9 protein-coding genes are annotated in these 19119 nt (G+C 38.7%); all 9 read left to right on the top strand.

Annotated elements, in window-relative coordinates:
* Positions 1-125 precede the first annotated feature (125 nt).
* Positions 126-2594: a dynamin family protein gene (locus HMPREF9378_RS07620; protein WP_002913592.1), complete on the top strand. Its 2469-nt coding sequence runs from the start codon at positions 126-128 to the stop codon at positions 2592-2594.
* Positions 2595-2621: 27 nt separating this feature from the next.
* Positions 2622-6011: an ATP-binding protein gene (locus HMPREF9378_RS07625; RefSeq protein ID WP_002902865.1), complete on the top strand. Its 3390-nt coding sequence runs from the start codon at positions 2622-2624 to the stop codon at positions 6009-6011.
* Positions 5984-6583 carry an HNH/ENDO VII family nuclease gene (locus HMPREF9378_RS07630; RefSeq protein ID WP_002902866.1) on the top strand — a complete coding sequence of 200 codons (600 nt, stop codon included), beginning with the start codon at positions 5984-5986 and terminating at the stop codon, positions 6581-6583. The genes HMPREF9378_RS07625 and HMPREF9378_RS07630 overlap by 28 nt, the downstream gene beginning before the upstream one ends.
* Positions 6583-6987: an SMI1/KNR4 family protein gene (locus tag HMPREF9378_RS07635; protein ID WP_002913591.1), complete on the top strand. Its 405-nt coding sequence runs from the start codon at positions 6583-6585 to the stop codon at positions 6985-6987. Before HMPREF9378_RS07630 ends, HMPREF9378_RS07635 begins: the two co-directional genes overlap by 1 nt.
* 201 nt (positions 6988-7188) lie before the next feature.
* Complete coding sequence (locus HMPREF9378_RS07640; RefSeq protein WP_002913590.1) at positions 7189-12750, top strand: ZmpA/ZmpB/ZmpC family metallo-endopeptidase; 5562 nt, start codon at positions 7189-7191, stop codon at positions 12748-12750.
* Between the two features lie 367 nt (positions 12751-13117).
* Entirely contained in the window at positions 13118-14854 is a 1737-nt protein-coding gene (locus HMPREF9378_RS07645) for an ABC transporter ATP-binding protein (protein ID WP_002913589.1), read from the top strand.
* Positions 14855-14867: 13 nt separating this feature from the next.
* Positions 14868-16646 (top strand): ABC transporter ATP-binding protein, encoded by a 1779-nt coding sequence (locus HMPREF9378_RS07650; RefSeq protein WP_002913587.1) that lies wholly within the window; start codon positions 14868-14870, stop codon positions 16644-16646.
* A gap of 55 nt (positions 16647-16701) precedes the next feature.
* Entirely contained in the window at positions 16702-17256 is a 555-nt protein-coding gene (locus HMPREF9378_RS07655) for a GNAT family N-acetyltransferase (RefSeq protein WP_002913586.1), read from the top strand.
* 399 nt (positions 17257-17655) lie between these two features.
* Positions 17656-18984, top strand: a complete 1329-nt coding sequence (gene brnQ, locus HMPREF9378_RS07660; protein WP_002913585.1) for a branched-chain amino acid transport system II carrier protein — start codon at positions 17656-17658, stop codon at positions 18982-18984.
* The last annotated feature ends 135 nt before the right edge of the window (positions 18985-19119 follow it).

Below are 19119 nucleotides of genomic sequence, written 5' to 3'. Positions count from 1 at the left end.
AGAAATCAACCAAGTCGAAAGACTTGGTTTTTTTGTATCCGAAAATCATTTTTATGTTAAAACGCTAACAAAAAATAGGATTGTATGATATAATTTAGACAGATTATTGCGATTTAGGAGATATTATGAATAAGATAAAAATCATCAGCAATCCTTATGAAAAAAGGGTTTTATTTGAGCGTTGGAATAATCAGCTGAATTCATGGACATCTATTGACGAGGATAGTAATTCTAATAGCAAACTGATTTGTAGTGAGTATCAAATTGGATTTTTTCCTTTTAAAGTTTATGAGATTATAAATCAAATAATTACTGAATACTCTAATCCCGATGATGTATTGTCTATCTGTTTTTCAGGTAGTGACGATGAGTATCAAGAACTAGAACGTTTGGTTACGGATATTAAGTTTGAGAATATTCAACTCGAAAAATCAGAAAATTATTTAGAAAATGCTAGAGATGTTTTGCCTGAAATAAATCGAATTTTTCAAAAATTAGATCCTTTGATAACTAAAAATATTGAGGATGAGAGTGGCGAGATTCAGCAACAATTAAAGAGATTTTCAGATGCTTCTAATGATATTGTACCAATTTGTGTTTTAGGAACTTATAGTGCCGGTAAATCAACGTTTATTAATTCTTTAATTGGTTCCGAATTATTACCAAGTGCTGAAACACCTGTCACAGCGAAAGTTTACAAAATATCTTCCACACCTCATGATGATAGGGCAAGTATCAGAATTACATTTAAAGGAAAAGATGCTAAAATTCAATTTCGAGATTATCAGTTAGTCGTGGATGGTTTGACTGATGGGGAAGAATTATTAACATCAATCAAAGAGGCTTTAGATGAGGAGAAGCCGGCTTCAATTATTGAAAAGGTACGTTTAGTTTTAGAGGAATTGAATGATATTTCAGATTCTGAAATAGGAGATTTGATTGAGATAGAAGTACCTTTTAGCAGAAGTGCTCTAGATGATATAAATTATAAAATTGCTATTTTTGATACTCCAGGTTCAAATTCTTCTACTAATTTACAACATTCAGATGTTTTGGATAAGGCCATGAAAGGGATGTCTAATGGTCTTCCTATTTTTGTGACAGATAGCAGTTCGATGGACAGTACAGATAATGATAATTTAAAAGATAAGTTAAAGAAAGTTGCAGGTTTAGACAGTCGTTTTACTATGATTGTAGTAAATAAAGCAGAAACTGCAGATATTAGCTTGAGAAGATTTAAAAAAGAATCTTTTAAACAAAAAATTATGAATCAATCGATACCACGTGAACTTTATGCTCAAGGGATATTTTATGTTTCATCCATACTTGGTTTGGGGGCTAAACTGGATGGGAATCTTAAGGGGGAATTCTACTCAGAATTATTCAATACTTATAAAGCTAAATATTCAGATCCAGAAAACGATTATTACAAGAGATTGTTTGATTTTAATATTCTCCCTAGGCAGATGATTTCTTCAATGGTTGAGACTGCAGAATCCAATTCTAACATAATCTATGCTAATAGTGGATTATTAACAATTGAAGATACAATCAAGAGTTTTGTAAATAAATATTCGCATTATGATAAGTGCCAGCAAGCTAGAGATACTTTGAATCAATTGATTGGTATTACTGATAAAGAAATCGAAGAGAAAAATCAGGAATTGGGTAGTCGCAGGGTAGAGTTACAGAATAAACTTGATTCTCAAAAATCTGAAATTCTTGAAACAATTGATAAAAGCATATCTCATGAAAGGGAAGACTATACTAGCCGATACCCTGAGGAAATGCTGAGTTATTTACAAAGTTTGACCCAGAATTTAAAAAAAGAAAAAGCAGAATCTTTGTATAAGGATTTCTATGAACATATAGCTCTTGAATATCCTGAAGTGATTGTTGATGATATTCATTCAGAATCAGATGCTTTTTCAAAATTGAAAGGGCGTATAGAAGATTCATTTAATAATTATAAGTTAGGTGAAGCTAGACGAAGAAAGCTTGAAGAACAGGCTTCAACAGAAGTGCTAAATGTTATCAAACAGCAGTTCAGTGAAAATGTGGTTATAGCAAAGGAGAGTTTTAACCAATTTTCAAAAGAATTTTGGCTTAATGCTACATCTGATGTTCGAAAAGAATTGGAGAAGGTTATTTCAGGCGATTTGGATATTCAGCCAGAGAAAAGAAAAGCTATTTCGGAAATCATTATTTCTTATGAAGAAATAGATTTTAATCAATTTGATTTAGGAAAATTTAATAGAGATGAATTAAGTTACATTTTTAGAATTGGTGACTATCGACTAAAATCAAATAAAATAAATATTTCAGGTCTGACTAATACTTATAATAAAGAATTTAAAGCTAAATTTACTGAATTCAGTGAAAGTATTCGCTCAGAACACGAACGGAAGTTTAACAATTGGATGCAGGATTTGGGAAGTCTTATCAAAAGCAATATTATTGAATTTAGTCCGGAACTGAAGGAACTGGATCAGAGAATTCAAAAGGTTATTAAAGAAATTTACAGTCTTGAAGAACAGCAAAAGCAGATTAAAACTTATGTAAATGAAATCAAGCAGATGATATCTTGGAAATAAGTGGAGATGTAGTTCGAGGGAAAAGTTATGGGAATAAAAAATTTAATCAATAAGGCTGGAGCTAAAGCTGCAGACAAATTAGCAAAATTATCTGCCTTGAGTCCAGAGCAGCTAAAGGCTGTCGAGGAGCAAAAGGAAAAATATCTTGCAGATCAACCAGATATTAGTGATGAGGAATTTACTAGCAGGCAATTGGCATTGTGTGGTGTTGAAGTGTTCAGCTCATATTTGGAACAAATAAAAGAACTGTATGTTCCTTTAGAAAATTCAGCTGAATTTAACGATGATTTTAATCCGTCTTACAATATCCGCTATTTTAATATAACGAAATGGGTTACAGATAAGCGAGAAAACAGTCTAGAAAAATTAGTAAATGTCTATGAAGTGCTTTCTAATGAAAGATGTAATATTGCCCTGGTCTTTCATCGCACAGAGAATGATACAAAAGTCTTTCTAGCTGTAATTAATACGGAGAATGCTAGCGATAATGTCAATGTTGACAATTATAAAAAGCGACTTCTAGAAGCTATAAAAGGAAATTTTCCTGGTTCAACAGTCAAAGAAGAGATCGGTCGCGGGCGTATTCCTTGCTTGAATAATCAAAAATCATACTCTGTAGCAACAGTATCTAACCTTCCAACTGCGAAATCTGAAAAATTTATTAGCCAAACAATTGAAAAATTGATTGATGGTATCATTCCTGAGGGACCTAGTCAAGATTATAGCTTGATTCTTTTGGCGAGTCCTATTCAGGATGTAGAAAATCGCAAGTTGCGGCTTTCTGAATTATATTCTGCTTTAGCTCCTTTCGAGAAATGGCAGACTAGCTACACTTTCACTGAATCTGACGCAACGACTTCCATGGCAACTTTCGGAGTTAATATTGGAGCTAGTGCTGGGATTCAGCATGGCCAAAGTCAATCGACTAATCAATCCCTAGGGAAGATACAATCTAGCGGAGATTCAACGACAGATTCAAGTGGTCAGACTGACGGGACTAACAGCAGTCATACTAGTGGTAGCAACAAAGGTTCATCAGATTCTTTTGGAGGAGGAGCGAATTATATCGCACATGCTGAATATAACCATTCTTGGAATAGAGGTACTTCTGTTTCCGATTCAACTGGCAAAACCATCGCTAAGACAGTAGGAAAAGCTGTTACTAAAACTGCTGGTAGAGCTATCTCTGAAACTTTGGGAAAGACTGCGGGAGTTTCTCGGGCGGTAAATTTTGGTTCTAACATCGGAGCGAATTTTGCTCGTGCCTCAAATGTAACAGCTACGGTTGGTAAGAATGAAGGAATTAATCAGTTCTTTATGAATCACAATATTCATCATGCATTATCGGTTTTGGATGAACAGATGAAACGATTTGAAAAAGGAACTGCTCTGGGCATGTGGGAGTTTGCTGCTTATGTACTTAGCGAAGACCAAAATATCGCTAATAATGTCGCTCATACTTACCTAGCTCTGACTCAGGGAGAAGAGTCCTATATGAGTAAATCATCCGTTAATCTGTGGCGTGGTGATATGGGAGAGAGTAGTGCCGATACTCGAGAAATTGTTCACTATTTGAGGGATTTACGACATCCAATATTTGCATTGAATCCTAGTGTTTTAGAAAACGATGAAACTTATTATGTCTATCCATCTTTGATTACTCCGACAGTTCCTTTGTCTAGTCAAGAATTAGCTTATTCTTTGAATTTTCCTCAAAAATCTATACCTGGCCTGCCTATCATAGAATGTACAGAATTTGGTCGAAATATCGTTTCTTATGATTTGAGTGATAAATCTGAGCAAAACATCCGTTTAGGGAATATTTTTCATATGAACCGCGAGGAAAGGGTTTCGGTAGATTTATCTTTGAATTCTTTAACGTCCCATGCTTTTATAACAGGAAGTACAGGATCTGGTAAGAGTAATACTATTTACCAGCTTTTAAGCGAAGCAAGAGAAAATAATGTCAAATTTCTTGTTGTAGAGCCTGCAAAAGGGGAGTATAAACATGTCTTTGGTCAGGAAAAGGATGTAGCAGTATATGGCACGAATCCGAAATTAACTCCTTTGCTCAGATTGAACCCTTTTAGTTTTTCTAAGGAAATTCATATTTTAGAACATCTGGATCGTTTAATTGAAATTTTCAATGTATGTTGGCCTATGTATGCCGCTATGCCAGCCGTCTTAAAAAAAGCAGTTGAAAAGTCGTACATAGATTGTGGATGGGACTTGATTCAATCAAGAAATTCTTATGGTTCAATTTATCCAACATTTAGAGATGTTGCTGAAAATATAAAAGAAATTATTGACTCAAGTGAGTACGATAGCGAAAATAAAGGCGCTTATAAAGGTTCTTTATTGACTAGAATTGAATCTTTAACAAATGGTATAAATGGTATCATTTTTTCTCAAGATGAACTATCTGAGCAGCAATTGTTTGATTCAAATGTGATTATAGACCTAAGTCGGGTTGGTTCTAGTGAGACTAAATCATTAATAATGGGAATATTAGTCTTAAAATTGCAAGAATATAGAATGTCTCAAGCAGAGATGAATTCTTCGCTTCGTCACCTAACCGTCTTGGAAGAAGCCCATAATCTATTAAAAAGAACTTCAACTGAACAGTCTTCAGAATCAAGCAACCTTCTTGGAAAAAGTGTTGAGATGCTCGCTAATGCTATTGCAGAAATACGTACTTATGGAGAAGGGTTTATTATAGCTGATCAAGCACCAGGACTTCTAGATTTATCTGTTATCCGTAATACCAATACTAAAATTATAATGCGTCTTCCTGATTTCTCTGACCGAGAGCTAGTTGGTAGATCTGCAAATCTAAATGATGACCAAATTTTGGAATTAGCAAAATTACCAAAAGGTGTTGCAGCAGTTTATCAAAATGAATGGATTCAGCCGGTCTTGTGCAAGGTGGAGAAGTATGATAGTAGTCTCGAAAGTTATCAATATAGCCAAGAATCACTAACTGAATCAAAATCTTATTCAGATGTTTATTTGAGAATCAGTAAATTTTTGACCGGAAATGAAAAGATAGAGAATATAGATATTGAAAAACTAAGAGATGATTTGTTTGGAGCTCCTATCAGTGGCAAATCTATTCGTAAAATTTTAATGTATCTTGATGAGGCGATTTACGAGGTAAAGATGCTTCAGGTTGCTCCAATTATTTCGGAGTTTTATCCGAGCCTTTTAGAAAAGGCGCGAGAAGCAAATCAAAAGAGTAAGGATAAAAGAACTATTACCTATGAAGTCGTTAATGAGTTCAATGGGCTAGTAGATGGACCGATTACTCAGCAAGAGAGATTAAATATTATTCAAGCAATTTTAACGCAGCTATATGTTCATGAGCTAAATAATAATGCTAGTTTAGAAGAATGGAAACAACAGGGAGGTTTATTGTGAGTATCGAAAAAACAAATCAGTCTGATTTAAAAGTTAGTATGACGAAAATAGAAAATGAGCATTCTTCTTTTAATCCTAATCAAAGGCTAGAAGTAAATAGGGAATCTGAATTAAAAGGTGAAGAGTCAGCTCTTCACGAAAAAACTCCGCTTAACCAGCACGATAAGCAAGAGCTAAAAACTGAGACAGGATGGTCAGAGAGTATTGTTGATAATATCCGCTGGAAAGAAGAGGCGGCTGTTTATAAAGGATTAAATGTAATCGAAAAAGATGTAAATGGCCGAGCCTATTTCCAAAGAATAGATATTGACTATAACATAACGGATGAATTCGGAAAAACTAATAAAGAGCGTATGCTTGAGGGAAAAGCTCCATTAATGGATGGCAAGCCAGTTGAGCTTCATCACATAGGACAGAAACAAGATTCTCCTTTGGCTGAATTAACTCATGATGAGCATAAGGGGAATTACAGACTATTACACGAAGTACCTCCACAAACATCACAGATTGATAGAAGTGCCTTTGCAAAAGAAAAAGCAAATTATTGGAAAATGAGAGGAGAAGAAATATAATGTCAAAAATTAGCGATGAATTGAAACTGGTCTCAGGACTAGAAGCTACCAAAGGTGCGAACGATGAACAAATTTTAAAGGCTCAAAACGAGCTTGCAATAAAATTTTCTACAGACTATATTGATTATTTAAGAGAGTTCGGAGTAGTAAATTTCTTTGGAACAGAATGGCAAGGTTTGAACGGACCGGAATATCTGAATGTTGTAAAATCAACGCTAGAGGCACGTGAAACATATCCGGACTTTCCAGTAAATATGTTTATTTTGGAAGATTTGGGATTTGATGGAATACTAATTTTGTTAGATACTAACGGTTCTGTCTTTGAATGGCAATACGGCTCATGTAAAAAGCTTTATTCCAATATGTCTGAATACTTAAAGGAGTGTGTTGCAAGAAAAGAGTAGATTTTTTTGATACTTCAATTATTTAGGGGATAAAGGCGCTATATTTTAATTTAAAAACATACGTTGTTTTTATATTTTATATAGAAGCTCTAGTTTGTACTATTAGGGGGATTCAGATGAATGAATGCAATGGTTTACTGTTGCTCATTCTCTGGTTAAAGGATTTGTTATTCTTTTTAGAATAATTTGAAAGGGATTTTAATGAAAAAGTTTTTGGGGGAGAAGCAAACTCGTTTTGCTTTTAGGAAATTAGCTGTCGGGCTTGTTTCGGCTGCTATTTCTAGTTTGTTTTTTGTGTCTATCGTTGGGGTTGACTCTGTTCAAGCGCAGGAAAAGTTGAATGTACACTATAAATACGTGACAGATACTGAAATAACTCCGCAAGAAAAGGAGTTGATTGTAAGTGGAGTTCCTAGAATGCCTGAAGGAAATGAGGAGACTTACTATCTTGTCTACAGGTTGAACTCGAATGCTGGAGCAAAAACCTTACCGAATACAGGCGACAACAATTCCAATACTATGATGGCAGCTGGTCTGTTAACGACGATAGGATTGGTTGTTTTTGCTGTGTCAAAAAGAAAGGTTCAAAGCAAGTTCCTATTGACTGTTTTGGTGGGGGCTAGTGTCGGTGGAGGTTTGATACTATCTGTCGATGCGCTGGAAAATGGGAGCTTGCTACAGTATAATGCGGAATATCAAGTGTCGGCTGGGGAAAGTCTGCCTTCACCAGGCGAAATCTCAGGCTATACCTATGTTGGCTACATAAAAGATGAATCGATTAAGAAATTATTAGACAATAAGATTCCTGATAATCAGCAGAATGCTAATGTGGATAAAGAAGCTTTAAACCAAAATAAGAAGCTAGATTATTCTGTTTCTTTTGATAAGAATGGATTGAAAAATCAAACGGTTGGCGTCAATACAATTGAGCCTCAAGATGAAGTCTTATCTGGCCGAGTAGCTAAGCCAGAATTATTATACAAAGAAACGTCTATTGAAACTGAGATAGCCTATGGAGAACAAATACAAGAGAATCCGGATTTAGCCGAAGGTACTGTAAGAGTAAAACAAGAAGGCAAACCAGGTCGTAAAATCGAAGTCGTTCGGATTTTCACTGTAGATAATGCGGAAGTTTCTAGGGAAGTACTTTCGACAAAAATAGAGGAAGCGACTCCTAAAATAGTGGAAAAAGGTACTAAAAAGCTTGAAGCGCCTAGCGAAAAACCAGTAACTTCTAACTTGGTTCAACCTGAGCAAGTTGCTCCCTTACCAGAGTACACAGGTGTCCAATCTGGTGCAATCGTTGAGCCCGAGCAGGTGGCTTCTTTGCCTGAGTATTCAGGTACACTATCTGGAGCCATCGTTGAGCCTGAACAAATTGAACCGGAGATTGGAGGTGTCCAATCCGGTGCGATAGTAGAACCTGAGCAAGTGACGCCCTTACCTGAATACACAGGAACTCAAGCAGGCGCGGTAGTGTCACCCGAACAAGTAGCTCCATTGCCAGAATACACAGGAACGCAATCCGGTGCGATTGTCGAACCCGCGCAAGTTACTCCATTGCCGGAGTACACAGGCGTCCAATCTGGGGCCATAGTAAAACCCGCGCAAGTTACTCCGTTGCCAGAGTATACGGGAACTCAATCTGGGGCCATAGTAGAACCTGAACAAGTCACCCCGTCGCCTGAATATACAGGCGTTCAAGCAGGAGCAATCGTTGAACCTGAACAAGTGGCTTCATTACCTGAATACACAGGATCTCAAGCTGGAGCGATTGTTGAGCCTGAGCAGGTAGAGCCTCCGCAAGAATATACTGGAAACATCGAACCTGCAGCGCCAGAAGCGGAAAATCCTACTGAAAAAGCTCAAGAGCCGAAAGAGCAGAAGCAAGAACCAGAAAAGAATATCGAGTTAAGAAATGTATCTGATGTAGAGCTGTATAGTCTAGCTGATGGAAAATACAAACAGCACGTTTCTCTAGATGCCATTCCAAGCAATCAAGAGAATTATTTCGTGAAAGTAAAATCTTCTAAATTTAAAGATGTTTTCTTGCCGATTTCTTCAATAGTCGATAGCACAAAAGATGGTCAGCCGGTTTATAAAATTACGGCAAGTGCTGAAAAATTAAAACAGGACGTCAACAATAAGTACGAGGACAATTTTACTTTTTATCTGGCTAAAAAGGCAGAGAGAGAAGTCACAAACTTCACTTCCTTTAGTAACTTGGTTCAAGCTATAAATAACAATCTCAATGGAACTTATTATTTAGCTGCTAGTCTGAATGCCAACGAGGTCGAACTAGAAAATGGTGCTAGCAGTTATATAAAGGGTAGATTTACTGGTAAGCTCTTTGGCAGCAAAGACGGGAAAAATTATGCTATTTATAATTTGAAGAAACCTTTATTTGACACATTGAGCGCTGCTACTGTAGAAAATCTGACTCTTAAAGATGTGAATATCTCAGGAAAAACTGATATTGGGGCCCTTGCAAATGAAGCCAATAATGCAACAAGGATTAACAATGTCCATGTAGACGGTGTTCTGGCTGGCGAACGTGGCATTGGTGGCTTGGTTTGGAAGGCTGATAATTCTAAGATTTCTAATAGTAGTTTCAAGGGAAGAATTGTCAACTCCTATGAAACGAAGGCACCATACAATATCGGAGGATTAGTAGGCCAACTGACTGGCATCAATGCATTGGTTGATAAGTCAAAAGCTACAATTACCATCTCGTCAAATGCGGATAGTACCAACCAAACTGTCGGCGGTCTTGCAGGTCTTGTTGAGAAAGATGCGCTTATCAGCAATAGTTATGCCGAGGGCAACATTAATAATGTGAAACGCTTTGGAAGTGTTGCTGGTGTGGCTGGCTACTTGTGGGATAGAGATTCTAGCGAAGAGAGACATGCTGGAAGATTGCATAATGTTCTTAGTGATATCAATGTTATGAACGGGAATGCGATTAGTGGTTATCACTATCGAGGAATGAGGATAACTGACTCATATAGCAACAAAGACAACAGAGTCTACAAAGTGACTCTTGAAAAGGATGAGGTTGTCACCAAGGAATCTCTCGAAGAGAGGGGAACAATCCTTGATGTTTCTCAAATCGCAAGTAAGAAATCTGAAATTAACTCTCTTTCTGCACCGAAAGTCGAAACCTTGCTGACTAGCACTAATAAAGAAAGTGATTTTTCTAAGGTTAAAGACTATCAAGCCAGTCGAGCTTTAGCATATAAGAATATTGAAAAATTGCTGCCGTTTTATAATAAGGCAACCATAGTCAAATACGGTAATCTAGTAAAAGAAGATAGCACCTTGTATGAAAAAGAAATCTTATCTGCAGTCATGATGAAGGATAATGAAGTGATCACAGATATCGCTTCGCATAAAGAGGCAGCTAATAAGCTCTTGATTCATTATAAAGATCATTCATCTGAAAAGCTAGATCTCACCTACCAATCTGACTTTAGTAAATTAGCGGAATATCGTGTGGGCGATACAGGTCTCATCTATACGCCAAATCAATTCTTGCAAAATCATAGTTCAATCGTCAATGAAGTTTTGCCTGATTTGAAAGCAGTCGATTATCAGTCAGAGGCTATCAGAAACACCCTAGGTATTTCTTCAGGCGTTTCACTGACGGAATTATACTTAGAAGAGCAGTTTGCCAAAACGAAGGAAAATCTAGCAAACACATTGGAAAAACTGTTGTCTGCTGATGCAGTCATTGCCAGTGAAAATCAAACGATTAATGGTTATGTCGTTGATAAAATCAAACGCAATAAGGAAGCCTTGCTTCTAGGTTTGACCTATTTAGAGCGCTGGTACAACTTTAACTATGGTGATGTGAATGTCAAAGACTTAGTCATGTATCACATGGATTTCTTTGGTAAGGGCAATGTGTCACCGCTAGACACCATCATTGAATTAGGTAAATCTGGCTTTAACAATCTTCTGGCCAAGAACAACGTAGATGCCTATAACATCAGCCTTGCAAACAATAATGCAACAAAAGATTTGTTCAGCACGCTTGCCAATTACCGAGAAGTATTTTTACCAAACAAAACAAATAATCAATGGTTTAAAGAGCAAACCAAGGCTTATATAGTTGAAGAAAAATCAGCTATTGATGAGGTGAGGGTCAAACAAGAGCAGGCTGGCAGCAAATACTCTATCGGGGTGTATGATCGAATTACCAGTGACACTTGGAAATACCGAAATATGGTCCTTCCTTTGCTGACAATGCCTGAAAGATCAGTCTTTGTCATATCGACTATATCCAGTCTTGGTTTTGGTGCCTATGACAGATATAGAAATAATGAGCACAGAGCAGGGGCAGAACTTAATAAGTTTGTTGAGGATAATGCCCAAGAAACCGCAAAACGTCAACGCGATCATTATGATTATTGGTATAGAATATTAGACGAGCAAGGCCGTGAAAAGCTCTATCGAAATATCTTGGTCTATGATGCCTATAAGTTCGGAGATGATACTACTGTCGACAAGGCTACAGTAGAGGCGCAATTTGACAGTTCTAATCCAGCTATGAAGTACTTCTTTGGGCCGGTTGGAAACAAGGTTGTACACAATAAGCATGGAGCTTACGCTACTGGTGATAGTGTTTACTACATGGGCTATCGGATGCTGGACAAGGATGGAGCTATTACCTATACCCATGAAATGACGCATGATTCTGATAACGAGATCTATTTAGGTGGATATGGAAGAAGAAGTGGTCTTGGCCCAGAATTCTTTGCCAAGGGCTTGTTGCAAGCACCGGATCATCCAGATGATGCGACAATCACGGTCAACTCAATTCTCAAATATGACAAGAATGATGCATCTGAAAAATCTCGTTTGCAAGTCTTGGATCCAACTAAACGTTTCCAAAATGCGGATGATCTGAAAAACTATGTTCATAACATGTTTGATGTCATTTATATGTTGGAGTACCTAGAAGGGATGTCAATCGTAAACCGTCTGTCCGATGTACAGAAAGTGAATGCTCTGAGAAAAATCGAGAATAAATATGTCCGAGATGCTGATGGAAATGATGTTTACGCAACCAATGTGATAAAAAATATTACAATGGCGGATGCGCAAAAATTAAATTCATTCAACAGTCTGATTGAAAATGATATTCTTTCAGCGCGTGAGTACAAAAATGGCGATGTAGAAAGAAATGGCTACCATACGATTAAACTCTTCTCTCCGATTTATTCTGCTTTAAGCAGTGAAAAAGGAACTCCTGGAGATCTTATGGGACGTCGTATAGCTTATGAACTTCTGGCAGCCAAAGGCTTCAAAGATGGTATGGTTCCTTATATCTCTAATCAATATGAAGATGATGCCAAGCAAAACGGGAAAACAATCAGTATCTATGGTAAGACCAGAGGTCTGGTAACAGATGACTTGGTTTTACGTAAGGTCTTCAATGGTCAGTTTAATAATTGGACTGAGTTTAAGAAGGCTATGTATGAAGAACGTAAAAACAAGTTCGACAGCCTGAACAAAGTCACATTTGATGATACAAGACAACCATGGACAAGTTATGCTACTAAGACTATAAGTACTGTAGAAGAGTTGCAAACCTTGATGGATGAAGCCGTTCTCCAAGATGCAAATGATAATTGGTATTCTTGGAGCGGCTATAAACCAGAATATAACAGTGCTGTCCATAAGCTTAAAAAAGCAGTCTTCAAAGCTTACCTCGATCAGACTAAAGATTTTAGAAAATCAATCTTTGAAAACCAGAAGTGATTGGTTTGAGCAGTCAAATGGTCTGCAAAGTTACAAGTCTGAAATGTTAGGGCAGAGCTTGAATTACTCTTAAATTCAGACCTTCTTGCAGATAAGAAATGACGAACCTAGTGAAAATTAGGTTTGTTTTTCTATATAAGTCATGCAATTAAAACTGTAGCCAGTCTGCTTTCAGGCAGTTTGCTTCTGATAGTCATTTATGAGGCTGATGATAAGCAGAAAAAAGTCTGAAATGACCTTTACCCTACTTCATATTTTTGTTATAATATTTGTATTAAGGCGTGCATTTGCGCGCTCTTTTCTGTGTTTTAAAGGTACTGAGTACTTTAGAGTGAGTTATTTTTGAATAGATGGTGAAGGAGGACTTATGTTATACATTTGGTCTTATTTGAAGAGATATCCAAAGTGGCTGGTCTTGGACTTTGTTGCGGCAATCTTTTTTGTGATTGTCAATCTAGGCCTGCCAACGGTACTGGCTCGAATGATTGATGAGGGAATCAATCCTAAGCAGACAGACCGGCTCTTTTTCTGGGCTTGGGTCATGTTTGGCGTTATTATCTTAGGAGTGCTGGGGCGAATCGTTCTGGCTTATGCTGCTGGAAAGCTAACGACGACCATGGTGCAGGACATGCGCAATGATCTCTATGCCAAGCTGCAAGAGTATTCTCATCATGAGTATGAGCAAATCGGTGTATCCTCTTTGGTCACGCGCTTAACCTCGGATGCTTTTGTGCTTATGCAGTTTGCAGAGCAAACCCTGAAAATGGGTGTCATTACTCCCATGATGATGCTGTCCAGTATTCTTATGATTTTTCTGACCAGTCCGTCTCTGGCCTGGATTGTAGCTGTTTCAGTGCCTTTCTTGGCTGTTGTGGTCATTTATGTGGCGGTTAAAACCAAGCCCCTGTCTGAAAAGCAGCAGAAGACCCTTGATAAGATTAATCAGTACGTAAGGGAAAATCTGACTGGTCTACGCGTTATTCGAGCTTTTGCGCGTGAGGAATTTCAAGAGAAGCGTTTTTCTGATGAAAATGAGGTCTATGCGCAAAACTCCAATAAGCTCTTTAAGCTGACTGGTCTGACAGAGCCACTCTTTGTGCAGATTATTATTGCGATGATTGTGGCCATTGTCTGGTTTGCCCTAGATCCTTTGCGGGACGGCAGTCTTGAAATCGGAAATCTTGTTGCCTTTATCGAATACAGCTTTCACGCGCTGCTGTCCTTCCTCTTCTTGGCCAATCTCTTTACCATGTATCCACGGACGGCGGTATCGAGCCAGCGGCTCAAGGAAGTCATGGACATGCCCATTTCAATCAATCCTAATGAAGATGGTGTAACCGAGACAGATACGCAGGGTTATCTGGAGTTCGACAATGTAACTTTCGCTTATCCGGGTGAGACGGAGAGTCCTGTACTGCATAATATTTCCTTCAAGGCTAAGCCGGGTGAGACTATTGCCTTTATCGGTTCTACTGGTTCTGGTAAGTCTACGCTGGTGCAGCTGATTCCGCGCTTTTACGATGTAACACTAGGTAAGATTTTAGTGGATGGTGTGGACGTCCGTGAATACAATCTGAAGGCACTGCGTCAGAAGATTGGCTTTATTCCACAGAAGGCTCTGCTATTTACTGGAACTATCGCAGAAAATCTGCGCTACGGAAAGGAAGAGGCTAGTCAGGAAGAGCTGAGTCAGGCGGCTGAGGTTGCTCAAGCCAAGGACTTTATCGAGAGCAGGGAAGAGCGTTTTGAGACTCATTTGGCTGAGGGAGGCAGCAATTTATCCGGTGGGCAGAAACAGCGACTTTCTATCGCCCGAGCGGTGGTTAAAAAGCCGGATATTTATATCTTCGATGACTCTTTTTCTGCCCTGGATTATAAGACGGATGCGGTGCTGCGTCGTCGTCTCAAGGAAGTGACAGGTCGGGCTACGGTGCTGATTGTAGCCCAGCGGGTGGGAACTATCATGGATGCTGACCAGATTATCGTTCTAGATCAGGGCGAAATCGTCGGATGCGGCAAGCACGAAGAGCTGATGGAAACCAATGATATTTATCGTGAAATTGCAGATTCTCAGCTGAAAAATCAAGCTTTGACAGAGGAATAGAAAGGAGACTGAAATGAAAAACACATCAAGTTTTGCTCGCCTGTGGAGCTATCTAAAAGTTTATAAGTTTGCAGTCGCCTTTGCGATCTTCCTCAAAATCCTCAGCGTCGTTATGAGTGTCGTTGAGCCCTTTGTCTTAGGTCTAGCCATTACAGAGTTGACAAATAATTTGCTGGATATGGCTAAAGGTGTGGCTGGTGCCCAGATTAATGTATCCTATGTTGGCTGGGTCATGGTCTTGTATTTTGTGCGGGCGATTTTTTATGAAATCGGTTCTTACTATTCTAATTACTTTATGACCAATGCAGTGCAGGCTACCATTCGTGACTTGCGCGATGAACTTAGTCATAAGATTAATCGTATCCCCGTTTCTTACTTTGACAAATATCAGTTTGGTGACTTGCTGGGGCGTTTTACCAGCGATGTCGAGGCTGTTTCAAATGCTTTGCAGCAGTCCTTTCTGCAGGTTATCAATGCAGTCTTTACTCTGATCTTGGTTATCGTCATGGTATTAGTACTCAATCTGCAACTGGGAGTAATTGTGGTAATCTCGATTCCGATTACCTACCTCAGTGCTCGCTTTATCGTGAAGAAATCCCAGCCTTACTTTAAACAGCAGGCAGATGCATTGGGGGCTATGAATGGCTTTGTTCAGGAGAATTTGACAGGCTTTAATATTTTGAAGCTCTATGTCAGAGAAGAAAGCTCCCAGGAGGATTTTCGTCAAATTACGCAAAATCTGCAGAAAGTAGGTTTTAAAGCCAGCTTTATCTCTGGTTTGATGATGCCTGTTTTGAATGTTATTTCAGATCTGACCTACCTCTTGCTGGCTCTACTGGGCGGTCTTCAGGTTATTGCAGGGCGTTTGACAGTCGGAAATATGCAAGCTTTTGTTCAGTATGTCTGGCAGATTAACCAGCCCATTCAAAACCTGACTCAGCTGGCTGGTCAGCTGCAGAGTGCCAAGTCTTCTTTAGACCGGATTTTCCAAGTGCTGGACGAAGCAGATGAAGTCAATGATAAGACAGAAAAGCTGGATCAAGATCTGACAGGTCAGGTTAGCTTCAAGGATGTGAACTTCCAGTATGTAGCAGACAAGCCGCTCATTCGGAATTTCAATCTGGAAGTCAAACCTGGAGAAATGGTGGCTATTGTAGGTCCGACTGGGGCTGGTAAGACAACGCTTATTAACCTTCTCATGCGTTTCTACGATGTGACTAGAGGTGCGATTACAGTTGATGGGCATGACATACGACATCTGTCCCGTCAGGATTACCGTAAACAGTTCGGTATGGTGCTGCAGGATGCCTGGCTTTATGAGGGGACTATCAAGGAAAATCTTCGCTTTGGCAATTTGCAAGCCACTGATGAAGAAATTGTAGAGGCGGCCAAGGCGGCTAATGTGGACCACTTTATCCGAACCTTGCCAGGCGGCTACAATATGGAAATGAACCAAGAATCCAGCAATATCTCGCTAGGTCAGAAGCAGTTGCTCACGATTGCGAGGGCTCTTTTGGCCAATCCTAAGATTTTGATTTTGGATGAAGCGACCTCATCTGTCGATACACGGCTGGAGCTCTTGATTCAAAAGGCCATGAAGACACTTATGCAGGGACGGACCAGTTTTGTCATCGCACACCGGCTGTCGACCATTCAGGAAGCGGATAAGATTTTGGTGCTCAAGGATGGTCAGATTATCGAGCAAGGCAATCATGAGAGTCTCTTGGCAGATAAAGGATTCTATTATGACCTCTACCAGAGTCAATTTTCTAAAAAAGCGGAAGAAGTTTAAAAGGTTTGCTAAATCATTTGATAACTGCTAGAATATTAAGCAAAGTGAGGTAGCAATGTCTTTAACTAGTCAAATTATTACAGCAGAATTTCCCGATTTGGATAAGGTTGAGGCTTTAAACCGCGAGGCTTTTCCGATAGAGGAAAGGGTACCTATCAGCGAATTTCTCCGTTATACAAACGATAAGCGGTCTCATTTCTTTGCCTTCTACAATGAGGAAGAATTTGTTGGTTTTGCTTTTGCAGTTTATAACGAAAAAATGTTCTACGTCAGCTTCTTTGCGATTATGCCGCACCTTCGCAGCCATGGCTACGGGGGAGAAATTATTCATAAACTGACAGAGTTTTATCAAAAAACTATGGTTCTAGAGGTAGAACGTGTCGATGAAGAATGTGATAATTTAGAGCAACGTCAAGCACGTATGGACTTCTATAAGCGTAACGGCTTTCGAACGACCAATGCCTTTCTGGAATATGAAGGATTAAGCTTTGAAATCCTGTATTTGGGAGACCATTTTGATGAGGAGGCTTATCGAGATATCTTCCATATGCTGCAAGAGAAGAACTTCTTTGAATTCGAAATTAAGCACAGAAGATTTAGCGATGTGTAAAGAGTGCTAAATGATTTATAGCCATTTTTAAAAGGTTGAGATAAGATGTCTCAACCTTTTTGCTATAAAAAGTCTTTTATAATTTGTTTTTGATCGGAATGTATAATCTTGTATTTTTCTCGAATTCAGCAACAGTAGAGTATGTCTGCTTAAAGTAAGTAAACCATCAAAAAGATAGAGAGAGGTTGGTAAAAAATACGATTTAAAACAAACTTATTTATATTACTTTAAAATAAGCCTTAAATCTGTGGATAAGTGAGGAATTTGCTAAAAATCTTCAAAAATATTTCGATTTATTTCGTTTTTTTAACCAACTTACCGTGAAAAGTTAAAAGTCTTGCGTATCGGGCTATTTCCGTATATACTGATAAAGCATGAAAAAATTTAAAGGAGATTTCCGTGATAAAAAAAGGTGCCTTGACAGGCTTACTCTTATTTGGAATATTTTTCGGTGCTGGGAACTTGATTTTCCCGCCTTCACTTGGAACATTATCTGGTCAGCATTTTTGGCCAGCTATTGCAGGATTTGTCCTGTCTGGGGTAGGGCTTGCAGTTCTGACTTTGATTATCGGAACGCTCAATCCTAAGGGCTATATCCACGATATTTCTCAGAAGATTGCACCTTGGTTTGCTATTGTCTATCTTGTTGCCCTCTATCTCTCCATTGGGCCCTTCTTTGCTATCCCGCGGACTGCGACAGTGGCCTATGAAGTTGGTATCGCTCCTATGCTGTCTAAAAATATGACAGGTATCGGATTGATTGTTTTCACGACACTTTATTTTGCGGCGGCTTATCTGATTTCTTTGAATCCATCTAAGATTTTGGATCGGATTGGACGTATTCTGACGCCTGTCTTTGCAGTTTTGATTATTATCTTAGTCATTCTAGGAGCTTTGAAATACGGAACAACGACACCTCGGCAGGCTTCGGAAGCTTATTTAGCGTCTGCTTTTGGACAAGGCTTCTTGGAAGGTTATAATACTTTGGATGCCTTGGCTTCCGTGGCCTTCAGCGTCATCGCAGTAACGACTCTTAATAAGCTAGGTTTCAAGAATAAAAAGGAATATGTTTCAACCATCTGGGTTGTTGGTTTGATGGTAGCCTTGGGCTTTAGCGCCATGTATATCGGTTTGGCTTTTCTGGGCAATCATTTCCCAGTTCCAGCTGAGATTATTGCCAAAGGCAATCCAGGTGTTTATGTCCTATCGCAGGCGACACAGGCTATCTTTGGACCTACAGCACAGATTTTCCTTGCAGCTATGGTTACTGTGACTTGTTTCACCACAACAGCAGGACTTATTGTATCGACTGGGGAATTCTTCCATAAAACTTTCCCTAAGGTGTCTTATAAAGTTTACGCTACTGTCTTTACTTTGATTGGGTTTGCGATTGCCAATCTTGGGCTTAATGCCATTATCCAATATTCTGTTCCAGTCTTGCAAATTCTCTATCCAATTACCATTGTTATCGTGCTGATTGTCATTGTCAATAAATTCTTGCCACTGTCCAAAATCGGTATGCAATTGACGGTGGCAGCAGTGACTCTGATTTCCTTTGCGGGTATTCTTGGGCAGCAGCTCCATATTACAAAGGTAACTGATATGGTAAATGCCCTTCCGTTTGCTCAGGCTTCTTTGCCTTGGTTAGTGCCAGCTCTAGTTGGAATCCTACTTTCTCTCTTTTTGCCAAACAAGCAGAAGAGTGAGCGTTTTGAGATGGAGAGCTAATAGATAACATCCGCCACAATGTGGTGGATTTTTTTGACTCATTGTCAATTATAGTAGGGAATTTATGGCGAAGGAATTCAAGCTGTTTTTTTATGAGCAATATGACAATATAATCCTTTTATAAGATAGATTTAA

This window comes from Streptococcus sanguinis SK1 = NCTC 7863 (assembly GCF_000194945.1).
GTDB lineage: Bacteria > Bacillota > Bacilli > Lactobacillales > Streptococcaceae > Streptococcus > Streptococcus sanguinis.
Note: the sequence above shows the minus strand (reverse complement) of the source record. Positions and strands in the feature narration are given on the sequence as shown.